26 protein-coding genes are annotated in these 25,947 nt (G+C 70.6%); 12 read left to right on the forward strand and 14 right to left on the reverse strand.

Annotated elements, in window-relative coordinates:
* Nucleotides 1–3: 3 nt before the first annotated feature.
* Entirely contained in the window at nt 4–1,515 is a 1,512-nt protein-coding gene (locus ACOZ38_RS32145; RefSeq protein WP_424534825.1) for an MFS transporter, read from the reverse strand.
* A 354-nt stretch (nt 1,516–1,869) separates the two neighbouring features.
* Between ACOZ38_RS32145 and panB the strand changes: the two genes are divergently transcribed.
* Nucleotides 1,870–2,718, forward strand: a complete 849-nt coding sequence (gene panB, locus ACOZ38_RS32150) for a 3-methyl-2-oxobutanoate hydroxymethyltransferase (RefSeq protein ID WP_424534826.1) — start codon at nt 1,870–1,872, stop codon at nt 2,716–2,718.
* A 42-nt stretch (nt 2,719–2,760) separates the two neighbouring features.
* Here the strand turns inward: panB and ACOZ38_RS32155 are convergent, their stop codons facing one another.
* From ACOZ38_RS32155 to ACOZ38_RS32165, 3 genes are all read right to left on the reverse strand, one after another.
* Nucleotides 2,761–3,009 carry a cell division protein CrgA gene (locus ACOZ38_RS32155; RefSeq protein ID WP_424534827.1) on the reverse strand — a complete coding sequence of 83 codons (249 nt, stop codon included), beginning with the start codon at nt 3,007–3,009 and terminating at the stop codon, nt 2,761–2,763.
* 171 nt (nt 3,010–3,180) lie between these two features.
* The gene (locus ACOZ38_RS32160) at nt 3,181–3,597 is read right to left on the reverse strand and encodes an ATP-binding protein (protein ID WP_424534828.1); all 417 of its coding nucleotides are present in this window, start codon (nt 3,595–3,597) and stop codon (nt 3,181–3,183) included.
* Nucleotides 3,594–3,845, reverse strand: a complete 252-nt coding sequence (locus ACOZ38_RS32165; protein ID WP_424534829.1) for a hypothetical protein — start codon at nt 3,843–3,845, stop codon at nt 3,594–3,596. Before ACOZ38_RS32165 ends, ACOZ38_RS32160 begins: the two co-directional genes overlap by 4 nt.
* Nucleotides 3,846–4,136: 291 nt before the next feature.
* Here ACOZ38_RS32165 and ACOZ38_RS32170 point away from each other — a divergent pair, with 291 nt between their 5' ends.
* Nucleotides 4,137–4,973 (forward strand): helix-turn-helix domain-containing protein, encoded by an 837-nt coding sequence (locus ACOZ38_RS32170; protein ID WP_424534830.1) that lies wholly within the window; start codon nt 4,137–4,139, stop codon nt 4,971–4,973.
* The gene (locus tag ACOZ38_RS32175) at nt 4,955–5,176 is read left to right on the forward strand and encodes a DUF397 domain-containing protein (protein ID WP_424534831.1); all 222 of its coding nucleotides are present in this window, start codon (nt 4,955–4,957) and stop codon (nt 5,174–5,176) included. The genes ACOZ38_RS32170 and ACOZ38_RS32175 overlap by 19 nt, the downstream gene beginning before the upstream one ends.
* Nucleotides 5,177–5,386: 210 nt before the next feature.
* Here ACOZ38_RS32175 and ACOZ38_RS32180 read toward each other — a convergent pair whose 3' ends face one another.
* The 3 genes from ACOZ38_RS32180 to npdG all read right to left on the reverse strand — a co-directional run bounded on the left by ACOZ38_RS32180 (nt 5,387) and on the right by npdG (nt 8,381).
* Nucleotides 5,387–6,310, reverse strand: a complete 924-nt coding sequence (locus tag ACOZ38_RS32180) for a serine/threonine dehydratase (RefSeq protein WP_424534832.1) — start codon at nt 6,308–6,310, stop codon at nt 5,387–5,389.
* 10 nt (nt 6,311–6,320) lie between these two features.
* Nucleotides 6,321–7,496: a trans-sulfuration enzyme family protein gene (locus tag ACOZ38_RS32185; protein WP_405139350.1), complete on the reverse strand. Its 1,176-nt coding sequence runs from the start codon at nt 7,494–7,496 to the stop codon at nt 6,321–6,323.
* A 213-nt stretch (nt 7,497–7,709) separates the two neighbouring features.
* Nucleotides 7,710–8,381, reverse strand: coding sequence for an NADPH-dependent F420 reductase (gene npdG / locus ACOZ38_RS32190; protein ID WP_424537124.1), 672 nt, complete (start codon nt 8,379–8,381; stop codon nt 7,710–7,712).
* Nucleotides 8,382–8,480: 99 nt separating this feature from the next.
* Between npdG and ACOZ38_RS32195 the strand changes: the two genes are divergently transcribed.
* From ACOZ38_RS32195 to ACOZ38_RS32205, 3 genes are all read left to right on the forward strand, one after another.
* Nucleotides 8,481–9,065, forward strand: a complete 585-nt coding sequence (locus tag ACOZ38_RS32195) for a hypothetical protein (protein ID WP_424534833.1) — start codon at nt 8,481–8,483, stop codon at nt 9,063–9,065.
* Between the two features lie 248 nt (nt 9,066–9,313).
* A complete protein-coding gene (locus ACOZ38_RS32200) occupies nt 9,314–9,637 on the forward strand; it encodes a DUF6225 family protein (RefSeq protein ID WP_424534834.1) in 324 nt (107 codons plus the stop codon).
* A gap of 180 nt (nt 9,638–9,817) precedes the next feature.
* Nucleotides 9,818–10,093: a CBU_0592 family membrane protein gene (locus tag ACOZ38_RS32205; protein ID WP_424534835.1), complete on the forward strand. Its 276-nt coding sequence runs from the start codon at nt 9,818–9,820 to the stop codon at nt 10,091–10,093.
* A gap of 3 nt (nt 10,094–10,096) precedes the next feature.
* Here ACOZ38_RS32205 and ACOZ38_RS32210 read toward each other — a convergent pair whose 3' ends face one another.
* Nucleotides 10,097–10,279, reverse strand: a complete 183-nt coding sequence (locus ACOZ38_RS32210; protein WP_405139360.1) for a hypothetical protein — start codon at nt 10,277–10,279, stop codon at nt 10,097–10,099.
* A 103-nt stretch (nt 10,280–10,382) separates the two neighbouring features.
* Between ACOZ38_RS32210 and map the strand changes: the two genes are divergently transcribed.
* A complete protein-coding gene (gene map / locus ACOZ38_RS32215) occupies nt 10,383–11,231 on the forward strand; it encodes a type I methionyl aminopeptidase (RefSeq protein ID WP_405139362.1) in 849 nt (282 codons plus the stop codon).
* 25 nt (nt 11,232–11,256) lie between these two features.
* On the opposite strand, the gene ACOZ38_RS32220 is transcribed toward map, so the two are convergent.
* Nucleotides 11,257–13,200 (reverse strand): alpha/beta hydrolase, encoded by a 1,944-nt coding sequence (locus ACOZ38_RS32220; protein WP_424534836.1) that lies wholly within the window; start codon nt 13,198–13,200, stop codon nt 11,257–11,259.
* Between the two features lie 309 nt (nt 13,201–13,509).
* Here ACOZ38_RS32220 and ACOZ38_RS32225 point away from each other — a divergent pair, with 309 nt between their 5' ends.
* Nucleotides 13,510–15,198, forward strand: a complete 1,689-nt coding sequence (locus tag ACOZ38_RS32225) for a thiamine pyrophosphate-requiring protein (protein ID WP_424534837.1) — start codon at nt 13,510–13,512, stop codon at nt 15,196–15,198.
* An 87-nt stretch (nt 15,199–15,285) separates the two neighbouring features.
* Here the strand turns inward: ACOZ38_RS32225 and ACOZ38_RS32230 are convergent, their stop codons facing one another.
* Complete coding sequence (locus tag ACOZ38_RS32230) at nt 15,286–15,801, reverse strand: hypothetical protein (RefSeq protein ID WP_424534838.1); 516 nt, start codon at nt 15,799–15,801, stop codon at nt 15,286–15,288.
* A 402-nt stretch (nt 15,802–16,203) separates the two neighbouring features.
* Complete coding sequence (locus ACOZ38_RS32235) at nt 16,204–17,196, reverse strand: helix-turn-helix transcriptional regulator (protein WP_424534839.1); 993 nt, start codon at nt 17,194–17,196, stop codon at nt 16,204–16,206.
* A gap of 468 nt (nt 17,197–17,664) precedes the next feature.
* Here ACOZ38_RS32235 and ACOZ38_RS32240 point away from each other — a divergent pair, with 468 nt between their 5' ends.
* From ACOZ38_RS32240 to ACOZ38_RS32255, 4 genes are all read left to right on the forward strand, one after another.
* The gene (locus ACOZ38_RS32240; RefSeq protein ID WP_424534840.1) at nt 17,665–18,483 is read left to right on the forward strand and encodes a helix-turn-helix domain-containing protein; all 819 of its coding nucleotides are present in this window, start codon (nt 17,665–17,667) and stop codon (nt 18,481–18,483) included.
* Entirely contained in the window at nt 18,474–18,665 is a 192-nt protein-coding gene (locus tag ACOZ38_RS32245) for a DUF397 domain-containing protein (RefSeq protein ID WP_424534841.1), read from the forward strand. The genes ACOZ38_RS32240 and ACOZ38_RS32245 overlap by 10 nt, the downstream gene beginning before the upstream one ends.
* A gap of 132 nt (nt 18,666–18,797) precedes the next feature.
* Complete coding sequence (locus ACOZ38_RS32250) at nt 18,798–19,304, forward strand: GNAT family N-acetyltransferase (RefSeq protein WP_424534842.1); 507 nt, start codon at nt 18,798–18,800, stop codon at nt 19,302–19,304.
* 390 nt (nt 19,305–19,694) lie between these two features.
* A complete protein-coding gene (locus ACOZ38_RS32255) occupies nt 19,695–22,583 on the forward strand; it encodes an ABC transporter substrate-binding protein (protein ID WP_424534843.1) in 2,889 nt (962 codons plus the stop codon).
* 10 nt (nt 22,584–22,593) lie between these two features.
* On the opposite strand, the gene ACOZ38_RS32260 is transcribed toward ACOZ38_RS32255, so the two are convergent.
* The 3 genes from ACOZ38_RS32260 to ACOZ38_RS32270 form a co-directional block, all read right to left on the reverse strand.
* Nucleotides 22,594–22,971 (reverse strand): sensor histidine kinase, encoded by a 378-nt coding sequence (locus ACOZ38_RS32260; protein WP_405139385.1) that lies wholly within the window; start codon nt 22,969–22,971, stop codon nt 22,594–22,596.
* Nucleotides 22,972–23,263: 292 nt separating this feature from the next.
* Nucleotides 23,264–25,309: a cytochrome c oxidase assembly protein gene (locus ACOZ38_RS32265; RefSeq protein WP_424534844.1), complete on the reverse strand. Its 2,046-nt coding sequence runs from the start codon at nt 25,307–25,309 to the stop codon at nt 23,264–23,266.
* Complete coding sequence (locus ACOZ38_RS32270; protein ID WP_424534845.1) at nt 25,306–25,890, reverse strand: copper resistance CopC family protein; 585 nt, start codon at nt 25,888–25,890, stop codon at nt 25,306–25,308. The genes ACOZ38_RS32265 and ACOZ38_RS32270 overlap by 4 nt, the downstream gene beginning before the upstream one ends.
* Nucleotides 25,891–25,947: the final 57 nt, after the last annotated feature.

Below are 25,947 nucleotides of genomic sequence, written 5' to 3' on the forward strand. Positions count from 1 at the left end.
AGCTCACACTACTGCCGGTTCCTTGCTTTCCGGTCGTGCCACCGGGGGCTGGCTGGCGTTCTTGCCGGGCAGCCACTTCGCCACCACGGCCGCGCCGACGAGCGCGACCACCGCGCCGGCCAGGGCGGTCAGGTGCATGCCGTCCATGAAGGCCTGCTTGGCGGGGGCGATCAGCGTGGCGCCCTTCGGCCCGAGCGCCTGGGCGGCGCCCATGGTGGCCGTGATCGACTCGCCCGCCGCGTGCCGGAGGTTCTCGGGAAGCACGGTGAGCGAGGCCGCCACGTTCTCACGATAGGTGGCGGACAACAGCGAGCCGAGGATCGCGACGCCGAGCGCACCGCCGACCTGGCGGACGGTGTTGGTCATGGCCGAGCCCACGCCGGCCTTCTCGCGGGGCAGCGAGGACATGACGGCCTCGGTCGCGGGCGGGTTGATGTTGGCCATCGCGGCGCCCTGGACGAAGCCGATGATCTCGAAGACCCAGATCGAGGTGTCCACCTGGAGGAACGAGTAACTCGCCAGCGCGGCGGCCACGACCACCAGGCTGGTGGTGGCGACGACCTTGGCGCCGAACCGCCGCACCATCTGGGCGCTCAGCGGCGAGAAGATGAGCTGCGCCGCCGCGAACGGCAGCACGAGCGCGCCGGCCTGCAACGGGGAGTACCCCTTGACGATCTGCAGGTAGAACGCCAGGAAGAACATCACGCCCATCATCGCGAAGAACACGAGCCCGACGCTGGCGACGGCCGTGGAGAACCTCGGGATGGCGAAGTAGCGCACGTCGAAGGCGGGGTGGGCCGTCCTGCGCTCGTGCCAGACGAAGGCCGCGAGCACCGCGACGCCGGCCAGGGTGGGCGCCCAGACCTCGGGGTCGATGACCGTGCCGAGCTCGCCGCCCTTGATGATCCCGTAGACGACGCCGACCAGGCCGATGATGGAGAGGAGCACGCCCACGGGGTCGAGCTGGGCCTTGTCGGGGTTGCGCGACTCGGGCACCAGGAAGGCGATCAGCGCGAAGCTGATGATCACGACTGGCACGTTGACCAGGAAGACCGAGCCCCACCAGAAGTGCTCCAGCAGCACGCCGCCGGTGATCGGGCCGATGGCGATGGCGAGGCCGACGCCTCCCGCCCAGATGCCGATCGCCTTGCCGCGCTCCTCCGGGGCGAAGACGTTGGAGATGATCGCCAGCGTGGCGGGCATGACGGCCGCGCCGCCGAGGCCCATGGCGGCCCGCGCGAAGATCAGCTGGGTCGGGTCCGTCGAGTAGGCGCTGGCCAGGGATGCCAGGCCGAACAGCACCATGCCGACCTGCAGCATGCGCTTGCGCCCGAACCTGTCACCCAGCACCCCGAAGGTGAACAGCAGTCCGGCGAAGACGAGAGTGTAGGAGTTGATGGCCCATTCGAGCTGGCTCTGTGTGGCCCCGAGGCCGGCCACCGGGTCGGAGATGACCTTGAGCGCGACGTTGAGAATGGTGTTGTCGAGAACGATCGCCAGCAGGCTGAACACCATCACGCCGAGGATCTGCCATCGGCGTGGGTGACCTGTCGGTTGCTCCACTATGCCCCCAAAGCACGGTTACAACGGATATTTCGATACGGTGGTGTTTCGCAACGCTACCGTAGCGCTTGGCAATTCGATACGCAACCGTACCGTTTCGATATTTATCAGGGGTGTACGAGGGGTTTCGCGGGGGTTACGGGTGGCGACCTCCCAGGGGCGGGGTGAGGCCCCGAAGTGACGCGAATCTCCGGTGCGAGGGGATGGGCAACGGGCATCCAGGGTGTTGCTATAACGGTCAGGCGTGCGATGATCTGACCGTCCGGGGACGCCACAAGGGCGCCTCGAGGCCTGGAGGGATCCACGATGTCCTCTACGTCGATTTCCAGCTCGCCGACCGCACTCTACGGCGGCAAGGCTGGACGAAGAGTGACCGTCCGCGACATCTCAGCCGCCAAGGAGCGCGGTGAGAGGTGGCCGATGGTCACCGCCTACGACGCGATGACGGCGAGAGTCTTCGACGAGGCCGGCATTCCGGTCATGCTCGTCGGTGACTCGGCGGCGATGGTGGTGTACGGCTACGACTCCACCCTTCCCGTCTCCGTCGACGACCTCATCCCGCTGACGGCCGCGGTGGTACGCGGCTCGTCCCGGGCGCTGGTGGTCGCCGACCTGCCGTTCGGCTCCTATCAGTCGTCACCCCAGCAGGCGCTGGAGTCGTCGGCCAGATTCATGAAGGAGGCGGGTGCCCACGCGGTCAAGCTGGAGGGCGGGCGCCGCGTCCTTCCGCAGATCGAGACGCTCGTCTCGGCCGGCATCCCGGTCATGGGCCACCTCGGCCTGACCCCGCAGTCGGTCAACGCCTTCGGCGGCTACCGCGTGCAGGGTCGCGGCCAGTCCGGCGACGAGCTCATGGCCGACGCCAAGGCGCTGGAGCACGCGGGAGTCTTCGCCGTCGTGCTCGAATGCGTGCCCGCCGACCTCGCCGCGCGGGTCACCTCCGCGCTGTCGGTGCCCACCATCGGCATCGGCGCGGGCCCCTCGTGCGACGCGCAGGTGCTCGTCTGGCAGGACCTCATGGGCCTCACCCCGCATCCGGCGAAGTTCGTGAAGAAGTACTTCGACCTGGCGGGAGAGATGGACCACGCGGTCCGCGCCTTCGCCGACGAGGTCGTGTCCGGCGCCTTCCCCACCGCGGAGCACAGCTACCGCTGACCTCCCCCACTCCGGAGCCGGCCACCCCCGGCTCCGGAGCCGTCAGGCGCGGGGACGCGGCGCCACCGCCGCCCTCACCAGCAGGACCACCCCGAGCATCACGCCGAAGACGATGAGAGCGAACCCGATCAGCAGGTTCCAGTTCCCCAGGGCGACGAGAACCGGGGCCTCAGGCGCCACGTAGTAGCCGGCGATCCACAGGACACCGACGACCAACGAGAGCACCATGGTCAAAACCTGCCACCGCGACCCGCCCTCGACCGGTTTCCGGCGAGCATCGAAATCGTTCACGTAATGACTCCTGTCGGGCGTCCGGTCTCATAGATCACGATCTTCTCGAAGATTACGCCGGTTTTCGTGCGCGTGCTCGGTCGCCGAGCGGTCCCACATTTCGTCAAGGGTATTCGCGCACACCACGTTGGACAGGTCCCGGTCACGGAGGGTGCTTTCCGTCCCCCTTTCTCACCCACTCCGGCCGGCCGCCATCTCGAACCAGACGACCCGGCCCGTCTCGTCGTCTTTCCAGCCCCAGAAGGACGAGAGCTCCCGGACCAGCCAGAGGCCCCGGCCGCTCTCGCTGAGCGGGTCCACCTGCGCGGGGACCGGCGGGATCGCGCCGGACGAGCCCTCGTCGATGACCTCGACACGCAGGGCGTCACCGGTGTGCGACACCACCAGCCTGACCATTCCACAGGGGTCGCGCCCGGAGTCGGAGTGGCGTACCGAATTGGCCATCAGCTCACTGACCAGCAGCTCGACCTGGTCCGCCTCCGAATACCCCGCCGCGCACAGCAGCCCCCGCACACACGCCCGCGCCGCCGCGACCGCACTCGCTTTGCCTGGAAGTTCGACTCTGCCCAGGAGTTCCGCGGTCCTCATTGGGCCACCTCCCAGACCCGGTCCGCCGCGTCCCCCGCCAGCGCCCGTACGCGCTGACCATCGCCCCGCCCCCACGTGTAGAACCACGCGCCTTTGCGCGCCAGGGCCATGACCCGGAGCGGACCGGACTCCCGGGGAACCAGCAGGATCGGGTCCTTCCCCGTCGGCAGCTCGACCGCCGCGCCGAGACCGCGCCTGTGCAGGTCCCATGCCAGCCGAACGAGGTGAATGAACTGCTCCTCCTTCACCTTCCGGGGAATTCGCCGGCCGCTTACCGATGGAACGCCATTCCTGTGAAGGAGTGGACGTCCGGGGTCATGGTCTGTCATCTGGAGCTCCATCTAGTGAGGAGTATGTCGGGTCGGTCTCGGCCTTCCCTGGCGGCTTTATTTGACGTAGCCCTAGAATGCCGGTGGCAGCATTATTCCGGCGCCTGATGGGGTCGACAGCCATCGACCAATAACCCCAATGGTGTAGAGATTTGTCATTAACCTGTCGATGAATGTCGGCATCCAGCGAACAGCCATATGGAGGCGAGCATGGTCGACGATGGTGGCGCGCGCCTGTCGCCGGTCGAGCGTTTCGGCCGCGAACTCGCTCGCTGCCGCAGGGAGAAGGGATGGTCACAGGCGCGGCTGGCCGAGCGCCTGGGGTGCTCGCCCTCGCTCATCGGGCATATCGAAACGGGCAGCCGCAACCCGCAGCTCGACTTCGCGGAGGGCTGCGATCGCGCCTTCGACCTGTCCGAGAGTCACCGGTTCGTTCGGCTGTGCCGTCGGATCAGCGACTCCCCGTCCGGACCGCAGTGGTTCCTCCGCTGGCAGGAAGAGATCGAGCCCAACGCGACGGCCCTGCGAACCTGGGATCCCCTTCTGGTGCCGGGCCTGCTCCAGACCGAGGCCTACGCGCGGGCCGTCTTCCGAGGCCACCTCGCCACACCCGAGCACAAGGTGGAGGAACAGGTCAGGGCCCGCATGCAGCGCAGCCTGATCCTGGAGGGAGGCGACCCACCGGCCCTGTGGGTGCTGCTGGACGAGCTGGTGCTCAGCCGTCCAATCGGCGGCCCGGAGGTCATGCGCGAGCAACTCGACCACCTTGTGACCGTGGCGAGCCATCACAACGTGACGGTGCAACTGGTCCCCTTCGACAGCCCTTGCACCGACGGCCTGCTGTCGGGGTTCACCATCGCCGAACTGCCAGATGGCCCCACAACGGTGGTCGTGGACTCCGCAGGCAAAGGCGAAGTCTCAGCAGATCACGAGCTGGTCTCGCTGATCTTGGGTCGCTATGACAGACTACGGACAGAGGCGTACCGCCCAGGCGAGTCGCTCGAAAAGATTAAGGGAGCCATACACCAATGGACTCAACAGACCTGACCGCTGTGGACCTTTTGACGGCCGAGTGGAAGAAAAGCTCTCGTAGCGGAAACAACGGCGGGCAGTGTGTCGAGGTCGCCGGTAATCTTCCTGGAATTGTCGCCGTCCGTGACAGCAAGAACCCGGCCGGCCCGGCGCTCGTCTTCACTCCCGGAGAATGGACCGCCTTCCTCAGCGGCGTAAAGGCCGGACGACTCGGCTAAGCAGCGTCTTCGCTCCCAGAAGCCCTGTTCCAGCCACCCTGCCGGGGGTGCGGCGAGTTCGCCCCCCGGGCAGGGTGGGGTGCTGGTCACCGACCGGAGGACACGGCCTGGGTGAGGTGCTGGTCGCCAGCCGGAGGACACGGCCTGGGTGGGGAGCACCGGCTCACCACCCACCCGGGTGCCGGGTGGGTGCGACCGGCCGGGGACTTTCTACGCGAGGGTGGCCGGGTCGGTGTTGGCTCCGCAGACGAGGACGGCGACCCGCTCACCCGGCTCCGGCACGTACACGCCCGACCGGAGGGCGGCCAGGGCGGCGGCTCCCGCGTGCTCGGCCGCGATCCGGTAGTCGCGCCACAGCTCCTCGCGGGCCCGTACGATCGCGTCGTCGCCTACCAGCACCGCGCGCACGCCCGCGGCCCGCACGATGTCAAGGCCGATGCGCCCCACCTTGCTGGCTCCCAGCGCGTCGGCGGCGACCCCGCTCACCTCCACCTGGACCGGGCCGCCGCCCCGCGCGAGGGCCTCGTGCAGCGTCGGGATGCGCTCGGGCTCCACGGCGACGACCTTGGCCGCGCCGGCCACCGCCGCCACGACGCCCCCGACCAGCCCGCCGCCGCCCACCGCGACCAGGACGGTGTCGACGCCGCCGGCCTCGCGGGCCTGTTCGAGGATCTCCAGGCCCACCGTGCCCTGCCCCGCCACCACCTCGGCCTGGTCGTAGGCGTGGATCTCCAGGGCGCCGGTCTCCGCCGCCCGCTTGGCCGACGCCTCGTACGCCTCAGCGAAGATGGCGCCGGTCTGGGTGACGTGGGCGCCGAGGGCCCGCAGGCCGGCGACCTTGACCGGGGCGCAGATCTCCGGCACGAAGATCTCCGCCCGGATGCCGAGCACGCGCGCCGCGTACGCGACCGCCACCCCGTGGTTGCCCCCGCTCGCCGCGATGACCCCGGCGGCGGGCACCGCCTCGGCGGACAGGATGCGGTTGAAGGCTCCCCTGACCTTGAACGAACCGGCGTGCTGGAGCCCTTCCAGCTTGAGCAGGAGGCCGGGCTCACCCTCCATCAGCGGCGTGCGGCGGACGCGGCCGGCGATCCTGGCGGCGGCCCGCTCGACGTCCTCGCGTGTCACGGTCATCAGATCGCTCCTACTGGCCGATGGCCTGGACGAAGTCGGCCCACAGGTCCTCGGGGTGCTCGATGCCCACCGAGACCCGCACGGTGCCCTCGCCGATGCCGGAACGTCCGAGCTCCTCGGCGGTCAGCGTGCGGTGGGAGGTCGTGGCCGGGTGCAGGATCAGCGTCTCGACGCCGCCGAGCGAGGGGGCGAGGAGCGCCAGCCGTACCGAGCTCATGAACCTCTCGCCCGCCGCGCGTCCGCCGTTGAGGTCGAACGAGAAGACCCCGCCGAAGTCGGGCAGGAGCTTGGCGGCCAGCTCGTAGGAGGGGTGCCCGGGCAGTCCTGGCCAGTGGACGGCCGCGACGGCGGGGTGCTCGGCAAGGCGGGTGGCGAGCAGGCGGGTGTTGTCGCAGTGCCGCGCCATGCGCAGCGAGAGCGTCTGCATGCCGCGCAGCGTCAGCCAGGCGGCGAACGGGTCGGGGGTGGCGCCGAGCTTCGTGGAAAACGACCAGACCTTGCGGTAGAGGGCGTCGTCGGCGAAGACCACGATGCCGCCGATCACGTCGCTGTGGCCGCTGAGGTACTTCGTCGTGGAGTGGACCACGATGTCGGCGCCGTGCTCCAGCGGGCGGCACAGGACCGGCGAGGCGAAGGTGTTGTCCACCACGGAGACCAGGCCCGCCTCGCGCGCGGCGGCGCACATGCCGGGAAGGTCGGCCACCTGGGTCATCGGGTTGGCGATGGTCTCCAGGTAGAGCAGCTTGGTCTCCGGCCGTACGGCCGCGCGCACCGCCGAGGGGTCGTCCTCTGGGACGTACGTCACCGAGATCCCGAACCTGTCGGCCAGGTCGGCGATCGTCGCGGCGGTCCCGCCGTACAGCGCGGACTGGGCGATCAGGTGATCGCCCGGCTTGAGCAGCCCGAGCAGCACGCAGTTGATCGCCCCCATGCCCGAGCCCGCCGCGACGGCGGCCACGCCGCCTTCGAGGTCGGCGACCGCCTCCTCCAGGGCCCGGACGGTGGGGTTGCTGAGGCGCCCGTAGACGAAGGCGCCGTCGGGGCGTCCCATGCCGTCGGCGAAGACGGCCGGGTCGTCGAAGACGAATCCGGAGGTCTGGTACAGAGGGGTCGCGATCGGCGTGCTGCCGTTCAGGGGCGCCTTCGGCAGGTGGACGGCCCGCGTGTCCGGGTGCAGGGAAGTCATGTCGTCAAGCATGGCCATAAGAAGGGCCGTTTGTCAGATCTGTCCGATCTGCGGACTCCCCCGGGCGCGCGAGCCGGCGCCCGGAGGAGCGCCCGGTGTGGCTTCGCGATACTTCCGGCGAAGGTCGCCAAAGCGGACGTCCGTACCGTGACACCCGGGTGAACGCCGCCGGAAGGACTCGATCACGAGGGCCCTCCGGCGGAGCGTGGTGGGTCAGACGTCGGTGATACGCAGCCCGGCGTGGGCCTTGTAGCGGCGGTTGATGGAGATCAGGTTGGCGGTGAAGGCCTCGATCTGGTGGGCGTTGCGGAGCCGCCCGCCGTACACACCGCGCACGCCGGGGATGCGCGACGCCAGCGCCTGCACAGTGTCGGTGGCCTCGCGGTCGTCGCCGAGCACGAGCACGTCGAGGTCGACCTCGGCGACCTCGGGGTCGAGGAGCAGGACGGCGGAGACGTGGTGGAAGGCGGCGACGACGCGGCTGCCGGGAAGGACGGCCGCCGCCTGCTGCGCCGCGCTGCCCTCCTCGACGTCCAGCGCGAAGGCGCCCTGCTTGTCGAAGCCGAGCGGGTTCACGCAGTCGACGACGATCTTGCCGTCCAGCTCGGAGCGCAGCGACTCAAGAAGGGACTTGTGCCCGTCCCACGGTACCGCGACGATCACTATGTCGGCCTCCGAGGCCGCGCCGGAGTTCTCGGCGCCGCGCACGGGCAGGCCGGGCCCGAGGCTGTCGGCCGCCTCCTGGGCGCGCGTGGCACTGCGCGACCCGATCACGACGGAGTGCCCGGCCAGCGCGAACCTGCGGGCCAGCCCCTTGCCCTGATCGCCTGTGCCGCCGAGGATGCCGATCGTCAGGCCGCTGACATCCCGGAGCTCATCGCCCATGATCTCGCTCGCCTCCATGCTCGCCCCATGATCTCTCCAGATCATGCCAGGTGTTTCTTACCGGGACGGCGGCGGGGGCTGTGATGCACCATGGATCCCATGGACGCTGCGTCGGTGGCATTCCTCCGCGAGGTGCTCTCCACGACCGGGTGGGTCGAGCGCACCCGCGACTTCGGGCTCTCCCTCCGCTCCACGCGCACCCCCGGCGGGCTGCTGGTGGTCGGCACCCCCGACGAGGAGCCGTGGCACCTGGCCGCGCACCTCGGCGACGAGGCCCGCGTCTCAGGGCTCGCGCAGCTCGCGCCCACGCTCGTCCGCTGGTCCCCGCCGCCGGGGGCCCCGCCGCACCTGGCGGTGGGCATCGACCGCATCGAGGCGGCGCGCCGGGGCGAGACCCTGTTCGTCGTCTCGGAGCGGAAGGCCCCGGTGCCGCTGCTCGAACGCGTCGACGACGCCAGGCGCACGGGGGCGACGATCCTCGCCCTCGACGGCGGCGACCCCGAGCTGGAGGGCCTGGCCCACGACGCGCTCGCGGTGCCGCCCGAGGACGGCCTGTTCACCTTCGACGCCGCCCAGCATCTGGTGAGCATGGCCGCCGGCGAGGGCTCGCCCTCGCGCACCCGGCTCCTCGACCGGCTGGCCCGGCTCGCCGAGCGCATCACTGGCCCCCGCGTCACCGACTGAGCCCGGTCTCCTTCACCGGCTGAGACCGGGCTCCCCCGGGCACGCCGGGGAGCGAAACGTCAACCGCGAGAGGACGGGCTTCCGCTCGCTTCTGAACCCTGACCCCCCGCTTCGCATCCCTGCTCCGGGGCCTCGGAGCCCGTCCTGAGCACGGGCGTAGCGTGAGAACAGAGGTGGTCACGGGGGCTCCGCGCGACGACTGCCGGCGTCTCGGCGCCGGAGCCGGCACACACGGAAGGACACCGACGATGAACGATCCACGCTTGGCGATCAGAGCCACTCCGGTACGCGGCATCGCCGTGAGACGACGGCCCGGCGTCGCCTGGACCGCCGGGCAGCTGAGGACGGCTCTGCAGTGCCTGCCCGACGACACGCCTATCGCCGCCCGCGTGGCGGCCACGGACGAGGGCTTCACCGACAGGCAGGTCGTGACGGGGGTCGACTTCGGCCTCGGCGCGTGGGAGGACAGGCGCGACGGCGAGCCCGTCATCGTGTTCGTCCTGCAGTGCGAGTGGCCCGTCCGCTCGCCCGTGCCCCGGCAGAGGCCCGACCGCTCCGGGCCGGCCGGGTGACAGGGCAGCGTCGGCCGGCGCGAACGGTGGCACCCCTCCATACAGACGAGCTTCCGCATGGATTAAGGTGAGTTTACTTGTGCTTTACGGTCGTACGCCGGGATTATGTACTTATGTATGCTTCACCTAATGCTTGTCCTGAAATAGGGCATTCAATCCCGTTAAGTAGGGCCTGAGGTCGTGTCTCTCCTTCTCGAAGTCCTTGGCATGCTCGGCGCCGGGGCGCTCCTCTACGCCTACGCGATGCTGTCGATGCGGAAGATGTCGGGCGACAGCCTCGTGTACCAGCTCATCAACCTGGGCGGCGCGGTCGCGCTGATGGTCAACTCGGCCGCGCACTTCGCCTGGCCCTCGGCGGTGCTGAACTTCATCTGGAGCGGCATCGGGCTGTTCGCCCTGTGGCGGCTCGCCACCACGCGACCGTGGAGACGCCGCCGGCTGCCGGACAGCCCGTAGAGGCTAGTCGCCGTCCCACTCCTTGTCCTCCTCGCGCCAGGCCTTGTTGCGCGCGGCGGCCGTCTGCAGCGCGGCCGCCGCCTCGTCCCGCGTGGCATACGGCCCGAGGCGGTCCTTGTTGGGGCAGCCCTTGTCGGGCTCGACCGCCATGTGCTTCAGGCAGAACCACCAATGCTCGTCACTCATGTGCCCTCCTCGCCCGGCGGCCGAAAGGATGACATCCGAAACGCCCGCCGCGCTCGTTCTCAGGCCAGATCCTGCCCCCGTGGAGCCGAACTAGACTTGGCGCATGACGACACTGCTCCGGCCAGGACGGCTCTCGCCCCCACGCAAGGTTCCCGCCCACATCGAGCGCCCGGAGTATGTCGGCCGCAAGGAGCCCCGCAGGGGCGAGTCCGACGTCCAGACGCCCGAGACGATCGAGCGCATGCGCGTCGCCGGGCGCATCGCCGCCCAGGCGCTGGAGGAGGTCGGCAGGCACGTCGCCCCCGGCGTGACCACCGACGAGCTCGACCGCATCGGCCACGAGTTCCTGTGCGACCACGGCGCCTACCCCTCGACTCTCGGCTACCGGGGCTATCCCAAGTCGCTCTGCACCTCGATCAACGAGGTCATCTGCCACGGCATCCCCGACGACACCGTGCTGAACGACGGCGACATCGTCAACATCGACATCACCGGCTACATCGGCGGCGTCCACGGTGACACCGACGCCACCTTCCTGGTCGGAGAGGTCGACGAGGAGTCGCGGCTGCTCGTCGAGCGCACCCGCGAGGCGATGATGCGCGCGATCAAGGCGGTGGCCCCAGGGCGCCAGCTCAACATCGTCGGCAGGGTCATCGCGGCGTACGCCAAGCGGTTCGGCTACGGCGTGGTCCGCGACTTCACCGGCCACGGCATCTCGACGTCGTTCCACTCCGGGCTGATCGTGCCGCACTACGACGACCCGTCCCTGTCGGTGACGCTGGTGCCCGGCATGACCTTCACGATCGAGCCCATGCTCACCCTCGGCACCATCGAGTACGACGTCTGGGCCGACGGCTGGACCGCCGTGACCAAGGACCGCAAGCGCACCGCCCAGTTCGAGCACACGATCGTCGTCACCGACACGGGCAGCGAGATCCTCACCCTCCCGTGACCTCCCGGCCGGGCCGAGGCTCCGGCTAGAGGTAGAGGAACCACCAGACCAGGAGCACGGCGGCCGTGACGGCCGGCACGGCGGCGCGCACCCTGAACCTGGTGCGGGCGAGCACGGCCACGCTCAGCACGGCAGAGAGCACCGCGAGCGTGCCGTACCACGTCACGGCGGAGGGGATGCCCACGGCGAGGGCGGTCTCGTTGGACCTCGCCACGCTGTAGACGCCGACGGCCGCGAACAACGTGAACGCCACCCCGGCCAGGCCGGCGACCGTCGTGAGGGCCACCACCGGGGAGACCGCTCTGGCGGCGCGCCGCCGTGCCAGCACCGTCACCCCCGCCCCGAGCTGCACGGCCGAGGTCAGGAAGAACAGCACGAACGGGATGAGCAGCCACCAGGCTCCCGTGCTCACCCGGTAGACGGCCGGGGTGAGGTGGAACTCCCCCGGACGCCAGACCTGGTAGGCCGCCTGGCGCGGGTCGCAGGGCGCCGCCGTGGCGCTGGGGGCGGCGACGAACGCCGAGATCGTCTGGCGCCCGCAGCGGCTCGACAGGAAGACCGCGTGCCCCACTCCCGCGAACTCCGCGAAGCGCGCGCCGGGCAGGGCCTGGGAGGCGGCCTTGGCGCGCCCGGGCGGCGTGGCCGGGTCGTACTCCCCGCCCACGACCAGCACCGGAGCCGCCGAGACGCTCGCGGCCGGCACCGCGGGCGCGGCGGCCGAGCGAGGCAGCCCCCACGCGGCGCAGACGGCCTGGTCGGCGGTCACGGTGAACTGCCGGGGGTGCCCCTGGTCGGCGAAGGTGTTGAAGGGCGCCTCGTCCTGGCACATCACGGCGTAGTAGAGGCCGAACTCGTGCGACAGCAGCCCGCCCCCCACCTGGTCGGCCAGCATCCGCAACGGGCGCAGGTCCCCCTCGGCCACCCCGTCGACCAGCGCGGGGACGACGGGCAGGACGTCCACCTCGTGCATGGCCTCGGTCAGGATCGTGGCCACGTCGTCGCCGGTGAGGCGCAGGGTGACCGGACGGCCGGTGAGCGGGTCGGTCGTGTCGACCGGGGCGGGACGCTCGTTGAGGCGGGTGACCATCGTGGCGAAGCGGCCGGGAAGCCCCGGCCACCTGCCGCCGAGCCTCGACAGGGCGCTCGCCAGGTCGGCTCGGGCCTCGTCGTAGTGGCGGGACTGCGCGGGCCAGAAGGAGTCCAGGACCACAGAACGCGTGCCCGCGGGGTCGGCGGTCGCGGCGGCCAGCATCGACCGGGTGGAGTAGCTCACGCCGAACAGGTTCCACTGGTCGTACCCGAGCGCGCGCCGCAGGTCGGCGACGTCGGCCGCGATCTCCTTGGTGACGTATCCGCGCAGGTCGACGCCCTGCCGGGTGAGCCGGTCTCGGCAGGCCCCGGCGCCCGCGGCGATCTCGGCCCGCTCGGCGGGGTCGCCGGTCTGGCCGGGCAGCGCCAGCGCGCCGACGAGGGCCCGGGCGATCTCGGGACAGTCGAGGCGCGGCCGCGACCACCGGCTGCCCCGCTGCTCGATCACGACGACGTCCCGGTCACGGCCGAGGAGCATGTCGGTGAGGTAGCCGGTGAGCTGGATCGAGGCGGAGCCCGGGCCGCCGCTGGTGTAGACGACCGGATCGGGCTTGCGGTCGGCCGCCGCCGAGCGGTGAACGGCGTAGCCGACGCGGATCTCCCGGCTCGCCGGGACGTCCCTGCGCTCCGGCACCACCAGGTAGCCGCAGCGGGTGCCGGACGGCACGGCCACCGGGCAGGGGTGATCCTCCAGCCGCGGCGCGGCCCCGTCACCGGCGGTGGCCGCGACCGGTCCCCCATCCGCCATGGCGGGCCACGCCACCAGCATCAGGGCCAGGGCCAGGGCCGCCACGCCGGCCGTCCGCCACACCCCTGCCCGCCAGCCCGGCCCCGGATGGGCACGGACGACCCCGGTGGACGCCGGGAGCACGCGGGTCACGTGGCGGCTCCAGCGGCCGGACGACGAATGACGATCACTGTTCCTGCTCCGTCCGCCGGGGGTCTCACGCAGGTCGCCTCACGACACTAGTGCTGATCGCGAAGGCGGCAGGCGAGCACCTGCCCCCGGCGTGGCGCTCCTAACGGCCCCCGCGGGGCGCCCGTGAGGTGCGGTCGCAGGGATCGGCGGCCGGGCGGGCCGCCCCACGGGGCCGTGCACCGCGCGGGGGCAGACGCGGCGGGCGCTGATCTTCTACGCTCGGCATCCCACCACCTACGGCGCGAGAGCTCGCCATATGAGGAGAAGCGCGTGGACGACTTCCAGCCGGCGACGACCGCCGAGCACCTGCTCTGGCTGCTCGCCCAGCACGGCGTCGAGCATCTCTTCCTCAACCCCGGCACCGACTCCGCCCCGCTCCAGGAGGCGGTCGCCACGCTCGCCAAGGCGGACGTCGCCATCCCGAAGATCATCACCTGCTCGTTCGAGTCGGTGGCCCTCGCGGCCGCGCACGGCTACTGGCAGGTGACCCGCCGCCCGCAGTGCGTCTTCGTCCATGTGGACGTGGGCACGCAGAACCTCGGCGCCATGATGCACAACGCGCTGCGCGACCGCGCCGGAGTGATCGTCATCGCGGGCAAGACCCCGTACGCCGAGGAGCCGGGCTCCCCCGGCGGGCGCTCGCACGTCATCCACTGGCAGCAGGACGTGCCCGACCAGGCAGGCACGGTGCGCGGTTACGCCAAGTGGGTCGTGGAGGTCACCCGGCCCGCCATGCTGGCCCGCGCGATCGGCCGCGCGGTGCAGGTGGCGACGGGCGGCCTGCCGGGCCCGGCGTACCTCATGGTCTCCCGTGACGTGCTCATGGACCCGCCCGCGCGCGAGCTCGGCCGCACCACCGGGTACGCCGTCCCCCGCCCTCCGGCGGCCGACGCCGACACCGTGCGGTGGATCGCCGAGCGGCTGGTGGAGGCCGAGCGGCCCCTGCTCATCACCGCGAAGGCCGGGCGGCGTCCCGAGGGCTTCCTTTCGGTCACGCGCCTCGCCGACCTGGCCGGGGTGCGGGTCATCGACGTCGCGGAGAGCGGATGCCTCAACATCTCGAAGTCCCACCCGATGAACCTCCTGGCGGCGGCCGACGGGCAGCGGGCGGTCGAGGAGGCAGACCTGATCCTCGTCGTGGACGCCGACGTGCCGTGGATCCCGAGGTTCACCCGGCCGCGGGACGGCGCCACGATCGTCCACATCGACCCGGACCCGCTGAAGACCGACATGCCGATGTGGACGTTCCCCGCCGACGTGGCCGTGACCGCCGACGGCGTCACCGCGCTCGGCCAGATCGTCGAGCGCCTTGAGGAGATGGGCCACGCCATGCCGCCCGCGGGACGGCCGGAAGCGGCGCCCGTCGCCGCGGGCACGGCCCCCACGGACGGGCCGATCACCCCGTACGAGGTGGTCACCGCCCTGAACGACGTGCTACGCGCGGACGACCTCGTCGTGGAGGAGGCCGTGACCAACGCCCGCGTCCTGCACGAGGTGCTGGACCGCAGCCGTCCCGCCACGTTGTACGGCACGGGGACTCCGGGGCTCGGCTGGGGGCTCGGCGGAGCGGTCGGGGTCAGCCTGGCCTCGCCGGGGAGCCGGGTGGTGGCCGTGCTCGGCGACGGCGGCTTCATGTTCGGCGTGCCGACGGCCGCGCTGTGCCTCGCCGCCGAGGCGAACGCCCCGATCATGGCGGTCGTACTGAACAACGACGGCTACCGTGCGAGCAGGCTGCCCGTCTTCGAGCTCTTCCCCGATGGGCTCTCGGCCACCCGGGGCGACGCCGAGGGCACTCGGTTCGTCGCGCCACCCGACCTCGCGGCGGTGGCACGCGCCTGCCACGCCCACGGCGAGACCGTCACCGACCGGGCCGAACTGGTCTCCGCGCTCCGGCGAGGGCTGGACGCCGTCGAGTCGGGCCGGTCCGCGGTCGTGGACGTGCGCATCACCCGCGACTGACCGCCTGTACGTCCGCGCGCCCCCGCCGTGCGTCCGTTTCGCCACCCCCCGCCTGGCGGCGAAACGGACGTACGGCCCTGGGGGAGCTCAGCGCCGGCTCACCGCGCCGACCCGGGCGAGCCCGCAGGCGCGCTCGCCGCCGAGTGCCGCCCGCGACAGGGCCCGGAACACCCTCTGGCGCCGCCTGAGCAGCTTCGCCGGGTTACGCGGCAGTCCCAGCCTCATGTAAAGGACATTGGTGGACGACGCGCCGAGGCCTCCGACCTCGGGAAACCGGATGACGGCGACCTCCTCGGCGCGGCCGGTCACCCGGCAGCCCGCCGAGCCGGGAAGCCCGCGGAACTCGAAACCCATCACTCCCGCCCTGCACGCGAACGCGAACCGCCATCCGTCGCCGGCCGGCACCACTCGCGCGGCCGTTCCCGCGATTCTCTCCCACGCCGTCAGACCGGCCTCCGCCGCGATCTCCGCTGCCCTTTCCGGAGTGAGCGGGAAATCGCCGGCGACGGACTCCAGCGCCTCACTCCCCTGGCGGTTCTTCCAGGAGAACCTTATTCCGGAAAACAGCAGGACCACGAGGATGGCAATGGTCAACCCCTCCATAGCCGGCTCCTTGCCCGCGCCCGTACCGGATACCGCTTCGCGCGACCGCCGCTCGCGCCGGAAAGCGGCCAGGTACCGACAAATCCCACCCTCTTGACATAAGGACAATATCCGCACTGATCAGCCAAAGTGCACACATCTACGGTGGGTTTTCGGCGGGCAGGTGCCAGTACTAAGTACTACCCGCGTTCAGCGGGTGAGCCTTCGCCGACCGTGGGTGACGGGAATGGCCGATTACAGGCCCGGCGGAAAGGCCTGAAGCGCGCCGGAAGCCGCCCTTGTTAAGTCTCGAACGTGCAGCTGCACGTTTATTGCGGACCTGCCGCAACAAACGTGCACGCGGCGGGCAGCGGCATTCCCGGGTCGTACAGTGGGTATCTACCATGCCGCCGCCGGGCGTCACTAGTCGAAGAAATGCTCCAGCCGCGCCGCGATACCCGAACGCTGTTCCACCCCGAGTTTCCGCAATATACGGGAGACGTGGCCTTTGATGGTCGACTCGGTGACGAAAACCCGCGCCGCGATCTCCTTGTTCGTCAGCCCTCCGCGGGCGATCAGAAAGGCGATCTCCCTTTCCTTGGAGGACAGCGAGTTGAGGAGGTTCTCCGCGTGGACCGACGGCCGCGAGATGATGTCCATCGTCTTGGTCTGGCCCTGCTCGCACTGCTGCCGCAGCTCCGTGACCAGGCGCACCAGCTCGCGCTCGCCCGCCGGGACGGCCCCTTCGATCGCGCAGATCCGCGTGTGGATGCCGGCGAGGATCTCCGAGACGTCCTGGACCACCTCGGCGACCGAGGGCTGGTCGTTCTCGGCCGCGCCGTCCACGGGCGCCGCCAGCTCCTTGCGGTTGAGGTCGTCCTCCCGCTCCCGGGCCAGCACGGTCGTGACGGACCTCGCCGTCCACTCGAAGGCCCGCACGTGCTCGTCGGTGTAGGAGTTGCTCTTGTAGGTCTGGATGGACGCGAGGCCGATCACCTCGGGCATGCCGTCCCTCGTCTCGAACAGCGGGATCGTGATGGCGTCGGCCGAGACCCGCTCCTCGTCGCCGAAGGAGATGCCGCGGTGCAGCAGCAGGCCGTTGTCACTGGCGAAGGTGTACGGGCGCCGGTGCGCGAGGATCCACGCGGCCTGCCCCTTCGGCCCGTACCCGAAGACCTCCGGAGGGATGTACCTCTTGATGGCCATGGTGTCGTCGAAGGTGTACGGGTAGACGATCTTCCGGCCTTCCCGGTAGAACCCGACGTAGAACGCCTCCACGCAGCAGATCGTGCTCATGGCGAAGCGCCAGTAGTCGAACAGGGCGTGATGGTTGCCCATGCGCGCGCGGAGCCCCCGGTCGGCCTGGCTCAAGGCCGCGGCCACGTCCGGCGAGAACCCGTAGCTCGAACGAGGCACCGACACCCGTCCTCCCATGCCTGACCCTCGGCGTCCTGAAGACCCACTGCCCAAAAAACGCGGGGGGTAGCTGTGAGCTTTACTGACTGACGCCCGTCTCGTCATCATTTCAGCCGATCTGGTGCCATTAAGAGATCATCCCGCGCCCGCCCAGTAGCGGGACGACGTGGGAAGGCGACCTCCAGCAGGCTCCTCACCTGGGTCAATGCGCTCTTGTTATAACGCGGCGACCAGGGGTCACGATGGATCCGAAAGGTCACGCTCCGCACACCCTGACGCGCGAAAGATATGCCGGAGTCAAGGCGGCAGGGCCGGTGTCACGGCCTTTCGCGCACAATGCGCGGGCGTCCGCCATCCATTACCTTTGGTAGCCGAACAGCTACACGGAGGAGTTCTCTCCCGCGTGGAACGGTCGTCGCCTGCCGCGACATCCCCCGAGGCCGGAGCGAGGAGCTTGAAATGCCGCATATGACGAGAATCAACCCCGAAGATTCCGCCCGCGCCCGCTTCGCGTATGAGCTCCAGCGCCACCGCCTTCTCGCGAAGCTCACCCAGGCGGGGCTCGGCCGCACGATCGGCTTCTCCGGCAGCCTCATCGGCGCCGTCGAGAACCTCAAGCGCACCCCCAGCGACGACTTCGCCAGGCGCTGCGACGACGCCCTCGGCCTCGACGGCGTCCTCGCCGCGCTCCACCTCGAAGGCTGGCCGCCCCCTCCCCCGGTCCCCGACCACTTCCGCGACTGGACGGTCGAGGAGCGCCGGGCCACAGCGCTCCAGGCGTGGGACCCGCTGCTGGTGCCCGGCATCTTCCAGATCGAGCCGTACGCCAGGCGCATCTTCGCGCGCGCCCCCGGCAGCACGCCCGAGGAGGTGGAGGAGCGGGTCATGGGCCGCATGCAGCGCAGGCAGATCCTGTCCCAGGAGAGCCCTCCCGCGATCCTCAGCCTGATCGACGAGGGGGTCCTCCGCCGGCCCATCGGCGGCGCCGAGGTGATGCGCGCCCAGATGGAGTACCTTCTCGAAATCGCCCGCCACCCGAAGGTGACCATCCAGATCGTTCCCTTCGACGCGGAGGCGATCGCGGGATTGCTTGCCGGTTTCGTTATAGCCGAACAGCGCGGCACGCCATATACGGTATATGTGGATTCAATACCTGACGGCCGCACGATGAACGATCGAAACGTGATCGCGTCCCTCACCACTCGTTACGACGCCATCAGGGCCGAGGCCTACCCGCAGTCCCTCTCGCTCAAAGTCATCAAGGAAGCAGCGGACAAATGGACCTAAGTACGGCGCATTGGTGTAAATCAAGCTTCAGTGGTGACAACGGCGGCCACTGCGTCGAGGTGGCGGCCGACCTCCCCGGTTCGATCGCCGTACGCGACTCGAAGAATCCCGGGGGCCTGCCCCTGATCTTCACCTCGGCCCAGTGGTCCCTGTTCATCGATGACCTGAAGAATGGCCGATAGCCCGGCCTGAACACCGGCCCGCTCCCGGGCGGTCCGCCGTCACGGCCGCGCCCGCGGGCCCCGTCATGGCCGGGCATCTTGCGAGACGGATAACGACTGTTCACAGGGCGCCGCGCCAGCGACAATGACGCGATGAGCATCCGTGTGGCGGGCATCGACGAGCTTCCCCTCCTCCAGGACATCGAGCGTGCGGCCGGGCGGTCCTTCCACGACGTCGGCATGGCGGCGATCGCCGCCGACGAGCCCCTCCCCCTCGACGTCCTGGCCGGCTACCAGCGCGCCGGGCGCGCGTGGGTGAAGGCCGACCCCGGCAACCGGCCGGTCGCCTACCTCATCGCCGATGTGATCGACGGCAACCTCCACCTGGAGCAGGTCTCCGTGCACCCGGCCTCGGCGCACCGGGGCATGGGACGCTCGCTCATCGAGCACGCCGCGGCCTACGCCAAGGACGAGGGCATCCCCGCCCTCACCCTGATCACCTTCACCCGCGTGCCGTGGAACGCCCCGTACTACGAGCGCTGCGGGTTCTGGTACCTCGACGACGCCGAGCTGACGCCGGGACTGCGCGCCCTGCGCCGCAAGGAGGCCGAGCACGGCCTCAACCGCTGGCCCCGGGTCTGCATGCGCCGCGACCTATGACGGCCGCGATCCCTGACGGCCGCGACTTCCGCGGACCACGATCTCCAACGGCCGCGACCTCCGACCGCCGTGCACATCAAAGCGGCTTTAAGTGTCGATAAGCCGATTTTTCGGCATTAGTTTGCCGGAATAACGGGCCACGCGAAATCAAAGGCGATCGCTCTGCCCTCGAATAGGGCGACGGAACCACCGCCGGCCCGTCGCGCAACCTATGCTGGACAGAGCGAGAGCCAGCATATCCCTCCATATACGCAAAGACCGCTCATGGGGGGCGACTCCCGACCGGTAATCAGGCATCCCCCTAAACCGGCGGGAACCCCTCACACCCCATTCACGGAGAACGCCGGAAAGCGAGCCCGACGAGCCCCTGTCGATCCGGAGCAGACCCAAGTGACCTCAGCAGTGCCTTCCTCCCCATACCCGGGAGACCCGGTCGTCCCGGCGCCGGTCGCCCCTCCCTCCGGCGACATCGGCGTGATCTCCGAACACGACCCCGACGAGAGCTACCGCCGGCGGCACGAGGGCATCCGCGAGTTCCTGCGCGTCTTCGACCAGATGCGCGTCCGCCCCACCTGGCGGAACGGCGACCTGCCCGTGCCGGTCCTGTGGGTCACCGGTCCGTACACCGCGACGACCTCCGTCGCCCAGGCGCTCGAAGACCGGTGCGACGGCACCCCCTTCGCCCACCTCGGGCCGTCGCCGGACGACGAGGAGGGCTCGCCGCCGTCCCGCGAGCGCCACGCGCCGCCGTACGCCGCGCTGGTGACGCGGTTGCGGCAGGCCACGCGGGACCTCGCCGCCGTCGCCCCGCCCGGCGAGGCGCACCTGAGGTTCCCGCTGTTCGCCCAGGTGCTCTGGCTGCTCGACCTCCAGGTGACCGACGACGAGCCCGACCGCCTCCACGACGGGGTGAAGAAGGCCGTCCGGCAGCGCCGCAGGCAGATCCGGGCGGGCACGGGCCAGGACCGGCGCAACTTCTGGGCCAACGTGCGCGCCTACTCCGAGGGCCCGCTGCCGGCCTGGGCCGCCGCCACGGCCCTGCTCGGCGCCGGCTGGGCCGACCAGCTCACCACCCTGTTCGGGGTCTGCGCGATCCTCGCCGGGCCGGTCATCGGATCGCTGCACGTGCTGCTGCTCTCCCGCAGCTGGGCCGGGCGCCGCCGCTACATGTGGTTCTGCCGCCAGCCGTACCTGATGCCGGGGCAGCGCAGGAACCAGCCGCACGACATCACGGGCTTCGCCGTGCGCCTGCTCCAGGCCCGCGGCCGGGCGGAGGCCGTCCCCCTGCACGGGGCCGACTCCGCCGACGACCGCAAGAGGCAGGAGGCCGTCCAGGCAAACGAGGGCATCGAGCACCTCCTGGTGAACGCCTTCCTCGAAGATCTCCGGCAGGGGTACGAGCGCCGGCTGTGGAAGGTGTGGCGGCGGGTCGCGTGGGCCCGCACCTCGTACCCCGTCCTGCTGGTGGACGGTGGGGCCACCCGCCTGGTCGCGCGCATCGAGGAGGTGCGCACCGCCACGTGCCTGCCCGACCCGCTGCTCGTCGTCGTGACCGGCCCTGGCGGCGGCCAGGCCCCGCCGCCCCCCGCCCGCACTCCCGTGATGTCGGGACCTCCCGAGCTCACCGAGGAGCTGTGGCAGCAGTGGGGCGCCGAGCTGGCCAGGGACCGCGCCGTGGGCTCGCACCGGGTGCTGCGCATCGAGATGGAGGCCAAGGACGCCCCGATCCTGGAGAAGATCAACGTGCCGGTCCGCGGGCGCCGCCGTCCCGTGCTGGCGCACCCGGTCCTCCCGTGGCTGGCGGTGACGGCACTCGTCTCCCTGTCGTTCGTGCGCGTGCTCGCGACGGCCACCACCAACTGCGGCCCCGACATCTGGCGCGCGTCCACGGGCGAGTGCGTCGGCATCAGCGAGGGCGATTTCGTCTTCGACGAGCACCTCTCCCGCATGCTCGGCGTGATCGACCACCAGAACCGCGCCATCCTGGCCTCCGGCCATCCGTACGCGACGGTGATCTACTTCGGGAAACTCACCACCACGGGGAAGTCGTCGGTCGGCGCCGGCGACCCGATCACCGACATCCACGGCGAGCTGGCCGGCCTGGTCCTGGAGCAGCGCAAGCTGATCGACAACAGCGGTGACGGCAGCAAGCTGCAGATGCGCATCCTGATCGCGAACGCGGGGGCCGACTTCCGGTTCGCCGAGGACGTCGCGAGGGAGGCGCTGCGCAGGATCCAGGACGACCCGACCGTCATCGGCGTGGTCGGCCTGGGAGAGAGCAGGCAGCAGGTGCAGGCCGCGATCCAGCTCCTCGCCCGCAAGGCCGTCCCGCTGATCAGCACCACGGCGACGTTCGACGACCTGGGACGCCGGGAGGGCGGCGACGCGTACATCCCCTCGTTCTTCCCGCTGGCGACGCCCAACAGCCGGCTGGCCGACGTGGCCGCGCGGTGGGCCCGCGAGGGCCTGCCCCAGCAGGGCATCCCGCCCGCCCGCACGGCGGCCGTCTTCACCGACACCATGCTGAGCGACCTGTTCAGCAGGGATCTCGGCGCCAGGTTCGTCCGCGCCTTCGGCAAGGGGGCGACGTCGGCCGGGTACGCCAACGCGGCCGGGCTGGAGGAGAAGGTCACCGACGTGTGCACCCGGCCCGAGAAGCCCGACCTGGTGTACTACGCCGGCCGCACCGCGCAGTTCGGGGCCTTCATCGACGCGATCGCCAAGTCGCAGTGCCACCAGCTCACGGTCATGGCCAACGACGACATCACCCAGTACGTCAACGACCACGAGCTCCAGCTCGGCCGGAACAACCGCGTGCGGGTGACGTACGTCGCGCTGGCGTCGCCGAGCGCCTGGGACTCCGTCCCCCGGCGGTTCAAGACCGACTTCTTCCAGGAGTTCGACGCGCTGGTCACGTCCCTCCACATGGACAGGCTGCCGAGGACCGAGGTGCCGTCCAAGGAGTACGCGGTGCAGGCCCAGGACGCGGCCGAGGCGCTCATGCGGGCGGCCCAGGTGGCGTTCTCCGGCCAGGGAGGCCCCTCGGCCGTCGACGGCGGTCCTGGCGTGGTCGAGCGGGGAGGCGTGCTGCTGGCACTGGAGAAGCTGGAGGTGATCGACGGCGACAGCGGGCTGGTCAAGCTGCACGGCGCCCCGGACGGGCGGCACGCACTCGACCGCCCGATCTTGCTGGTCACCGTGAACCCCGAGGGCCGGCAGGTGGTGATCCGCCAGTGCGGCCGCCTCTACGCGCAGCAGCCGCCGAGCCCCACCTGCTGATCGCCCCAGGTCAGATCTGGCCGCTCACGGTGGTGCCCTCGCCGACGACGCTGTTGATCGTCAGCGTGCCCCCGACCTCGCTGAAGCGCCGCTTCATCGCGTCCATGCCCCGGCCCGTACGGCCCGGCGGGAAACCGATGCCGTTGTCGCTGACGGTCAGCCTCAGCCCTCCGCGCCCCGTGGTGAGGGCGACGGACAGGGTGTGCGCGCCGCTGTGCCGCTCGACGTTGGTCAGGGCCTCCAGCACCACCGCGTACACGGCGTCGGCGACCGGCCCGGTCACCCGCTCCTTGGGCATCGCCCAGACCTCGACGGTGATGCCGGTGCGCTCGGACCATTCCGTCAGGTAGTCCTCGATCGCCCGCGCCAGGCTTCGCTTTCCGCGCATGCGCAACTCTTCGTACAACTCCCCAACCCTCCTCGGCGCACCGCTCCGGGCTACGTGACCCGGCCCCACCGCGTCGCCCGATGAGTGGCGGGCGACGCTACCGACGCGTGCTGAAGAGCGGTTGGAAATCGCTTGGGGTAGAGGCGAAGCCACCCCGGTGGGCCCGTCTGCCGAAAGCCCGCCCAAGGTATCTATGCCCGAACTCCTTGATGCCACGCTACCCGCAGGTAGGCATCAGCGCGCTCGGGAGACGGCAGACCTTCCCCTTGCGGTCACAGCGGGGTGGCCCGGGCTACTCTCTGTTGCTCTTGTCGAGCTTGGCGAGATAGGCGTTGTAGGCGTCCAGCTCGGCGTCCCCGGTGCCGCCCTCCTTGGCGGCGCGGGCGTCGGCCCGCCGGTCGGAGCGCCTGGCCGTGCGGTCGTCGTCGCGGTACCACTGGAAGGCGAGCGCGATCAGCACGATCAGCGTGGGGATCTCGCCGAACGCCCAGGCGATGGCCCCGCCGGTGCTCTGGTCGGCGAGCGCGGGGTCGCCCCAGGTGCGTCCGAGCTGGTCGTACCACTCGGAGGCCACGACCGTGCCCATGTTCATCAGCGCGATGCCGAAGAACGCGTGGAACGGCATGGTGACGAAGAGCAGCAGCAGGCGCCCGAAGTACGGCAGCTTGGTCGGCGCGGGGTCCACTCCGATGATCACCCAGAAGAACAGGCATCCGCTGAGCAGGAAGTGGAGGGTCATCGCGATGTGCCCGAGGTGCTCCTCCATGGCGGCGGCGAAGAGCGGTGTGAAGTAAAGGGCGTACGTCGAGACGATGAAGATGGCGGTGGCGATCGCCGGATGGGTGACGACCTTGGTGATCCTGCTGTGCAGGATCGTGACGACCCACTCGCGCGGGCCCCGGTCGCCCCTGCGGGCGGCGGGCTTGAGCGCCCGCAGGGCCAGGGTCGCCGGGGCGCCCAGCACCAGGAAGATCGGCACCAGCATCGACAGGATCATGTGCTCGGTCATGTGCACGCTGAACAGCACAGGGGCGTACCTGGCGACCCCGCTCTGCGTGACGAGGACGAGCAGGAGCACGCCGACGGCCCAGCTGATCGTGCGGCCGCGCGGCCAGCGGTCGCCGCGGCGCGCCAGGCGTACGACGCCCGCGCCGTAGAGGCCGGCCAGCAGGCCCGCCAGGACCGCGAAGAACAGGTCGAACCACCACAGCGTGAGGAGGTTCCCGATGGAGACCGGCGGCGGGATGAGGTAGCCCAGCAGCTCGAAGGCGCGGTCGACCGGAAGGTCGAGCGGCGGCGGGGCGGTGCGCGAGAGCGCGACGGCGAGGCCGACCGCCACCAGCATGATCAGGCCCTCGACGCCGGCGAGCCTGGTGAAGGCACCGGGCTTGCCCGCGGACAGCGCGGGCAGGGTGCGCCCGCGGTGCCACCAGCCGACCACTCCGAGACCGGCGAACGCGACGACCTTGGCGAGGACGATCAGCCCGTAGGAGGTGGTGAAGATCTCCTGGATCGACGTCAGCCGGGCGATCGCGCTGAACACCCCGGACAGGCCGACGCCGGCGAAGCACCACAGCGCCATGCGGGAGAACCGGTGCGCGGCGAGGTCGAGGTGCGGCTCGCCCCGCAGGGCGTGCGCGCAGAGCAGCAGGAGCCCGCCGACCCACAGCGACAGCACCAGCAGGTGCAGCGCGACGCTGGTCGTGGCGAGCCCGTGGTTCGGCGCGGAGGAGGAGTGGCCGGTCAGCGCGGGGGGCATCAGCGTGGCCAGTGCGAGGAGCAGCAGCCCTCCGGAGGCCCCGGCGGTGATCGCTCCGCGCGAGAACAGCGCGATGGCCGTGCCGAACAGCACGACGAGGGTCAGCGCGATGCCCTGGGGCACCTGGCTGGCGTAGCTGGTGAGCTCCTCGCCGCCGAGGACGTCGGTGACCGGCGTGCCCAGCGTCTCGGACAGGCTGAACACCAGCGTGGAGGCCGCCGCCAGGGCCCAGCCGAGGCCGGTCCACGAAGCGGCCCTGACGTAGCCGAGCGCGGGCTTGCCGAGCAGGCCCTTGTCGTTCGGGAGAAGCGCGGTGGCGAGGAGCAGCAGGCCGACGGTGAGGACGCCCATGACGTCCATGGTCAGCTTGGACACGGGAAGCGCCCAGCGGGTGAGCGTGCCCTCGTCGGGCAGCCCGGGGATGATGCGCGGGGTCGCCGCGCCGCCGACGATCATGGCCACGACCAGGCCGCCGAGCGCCACACAGACGCCCGCGACCGCGAGACGGGCGGCCCTGCCCGCCGCGTCGGCCGCCGGCTCCACGCTCACGGGCCGTCTGCTCGCGGGCTGCTTGCTCACGGCTTCTTCCGCAGGCTGATGACCATGCCGATGCCGATGCCCGCGATGCCGAAGACGACGATCCACACCCAGGCGGGGATGCCCCCGCTCTTCTGCTCCTCCTGCCGTGCGGCGGGAGTGGCGTTCACGGAGGTGGGCGTCGCGGCGGCCGAGGGGCTCGCGACGGCGGTGCTCTCCTGCGTGGAGGGGACCGGCGAGGCGGACGGCGAGGCCTTCGGGGCCTTCACCGTGAAGGGGATCTCCCCCTCGATGGGGTGCCCGTCGTCGGAGACCACCCGCCAGGCGATGGTGTACTTCCCGGACGGGAGGGCTCCCGCGACCTTCTGGATGACCTTCGGCCCGTCGGTCCTGGGCTTGCCCTCCTGGTGCGCCTGGCCCCCGGCGTCGCGCACCAGCACGACGGGGAATCGCACGGCCTCGTTGAACGTCAGCGTCACCGAGTCGAGACTCTCGACAGTGGCACCCTTTTCGGGGTCGCTGCTCCTGAGCGCCGTGTGGGCCAGGGCCGGCGACGCGAAGGCCGTGCCCAGCACGACGGCGACGACGAGCGCGAGCGCGGCGGCAAGCGGGGAAGTCCTCATAGCACCCTAAGGCTACTCAGGTGAGGGGCCGGTCCTTACCGTGCCGTCGCCCACCTG

It is taken from the genome of Sphaerisporangium viridialbum (assembly GCF_049674955.1).
Taxonomy (GTDB): Bacteria; Actinomycetota; Actinomycetes; order Streptosporangiales; family Streptosporangiaceae; genus Sphaerisporangium; species Sphaerisporangium viridialbum.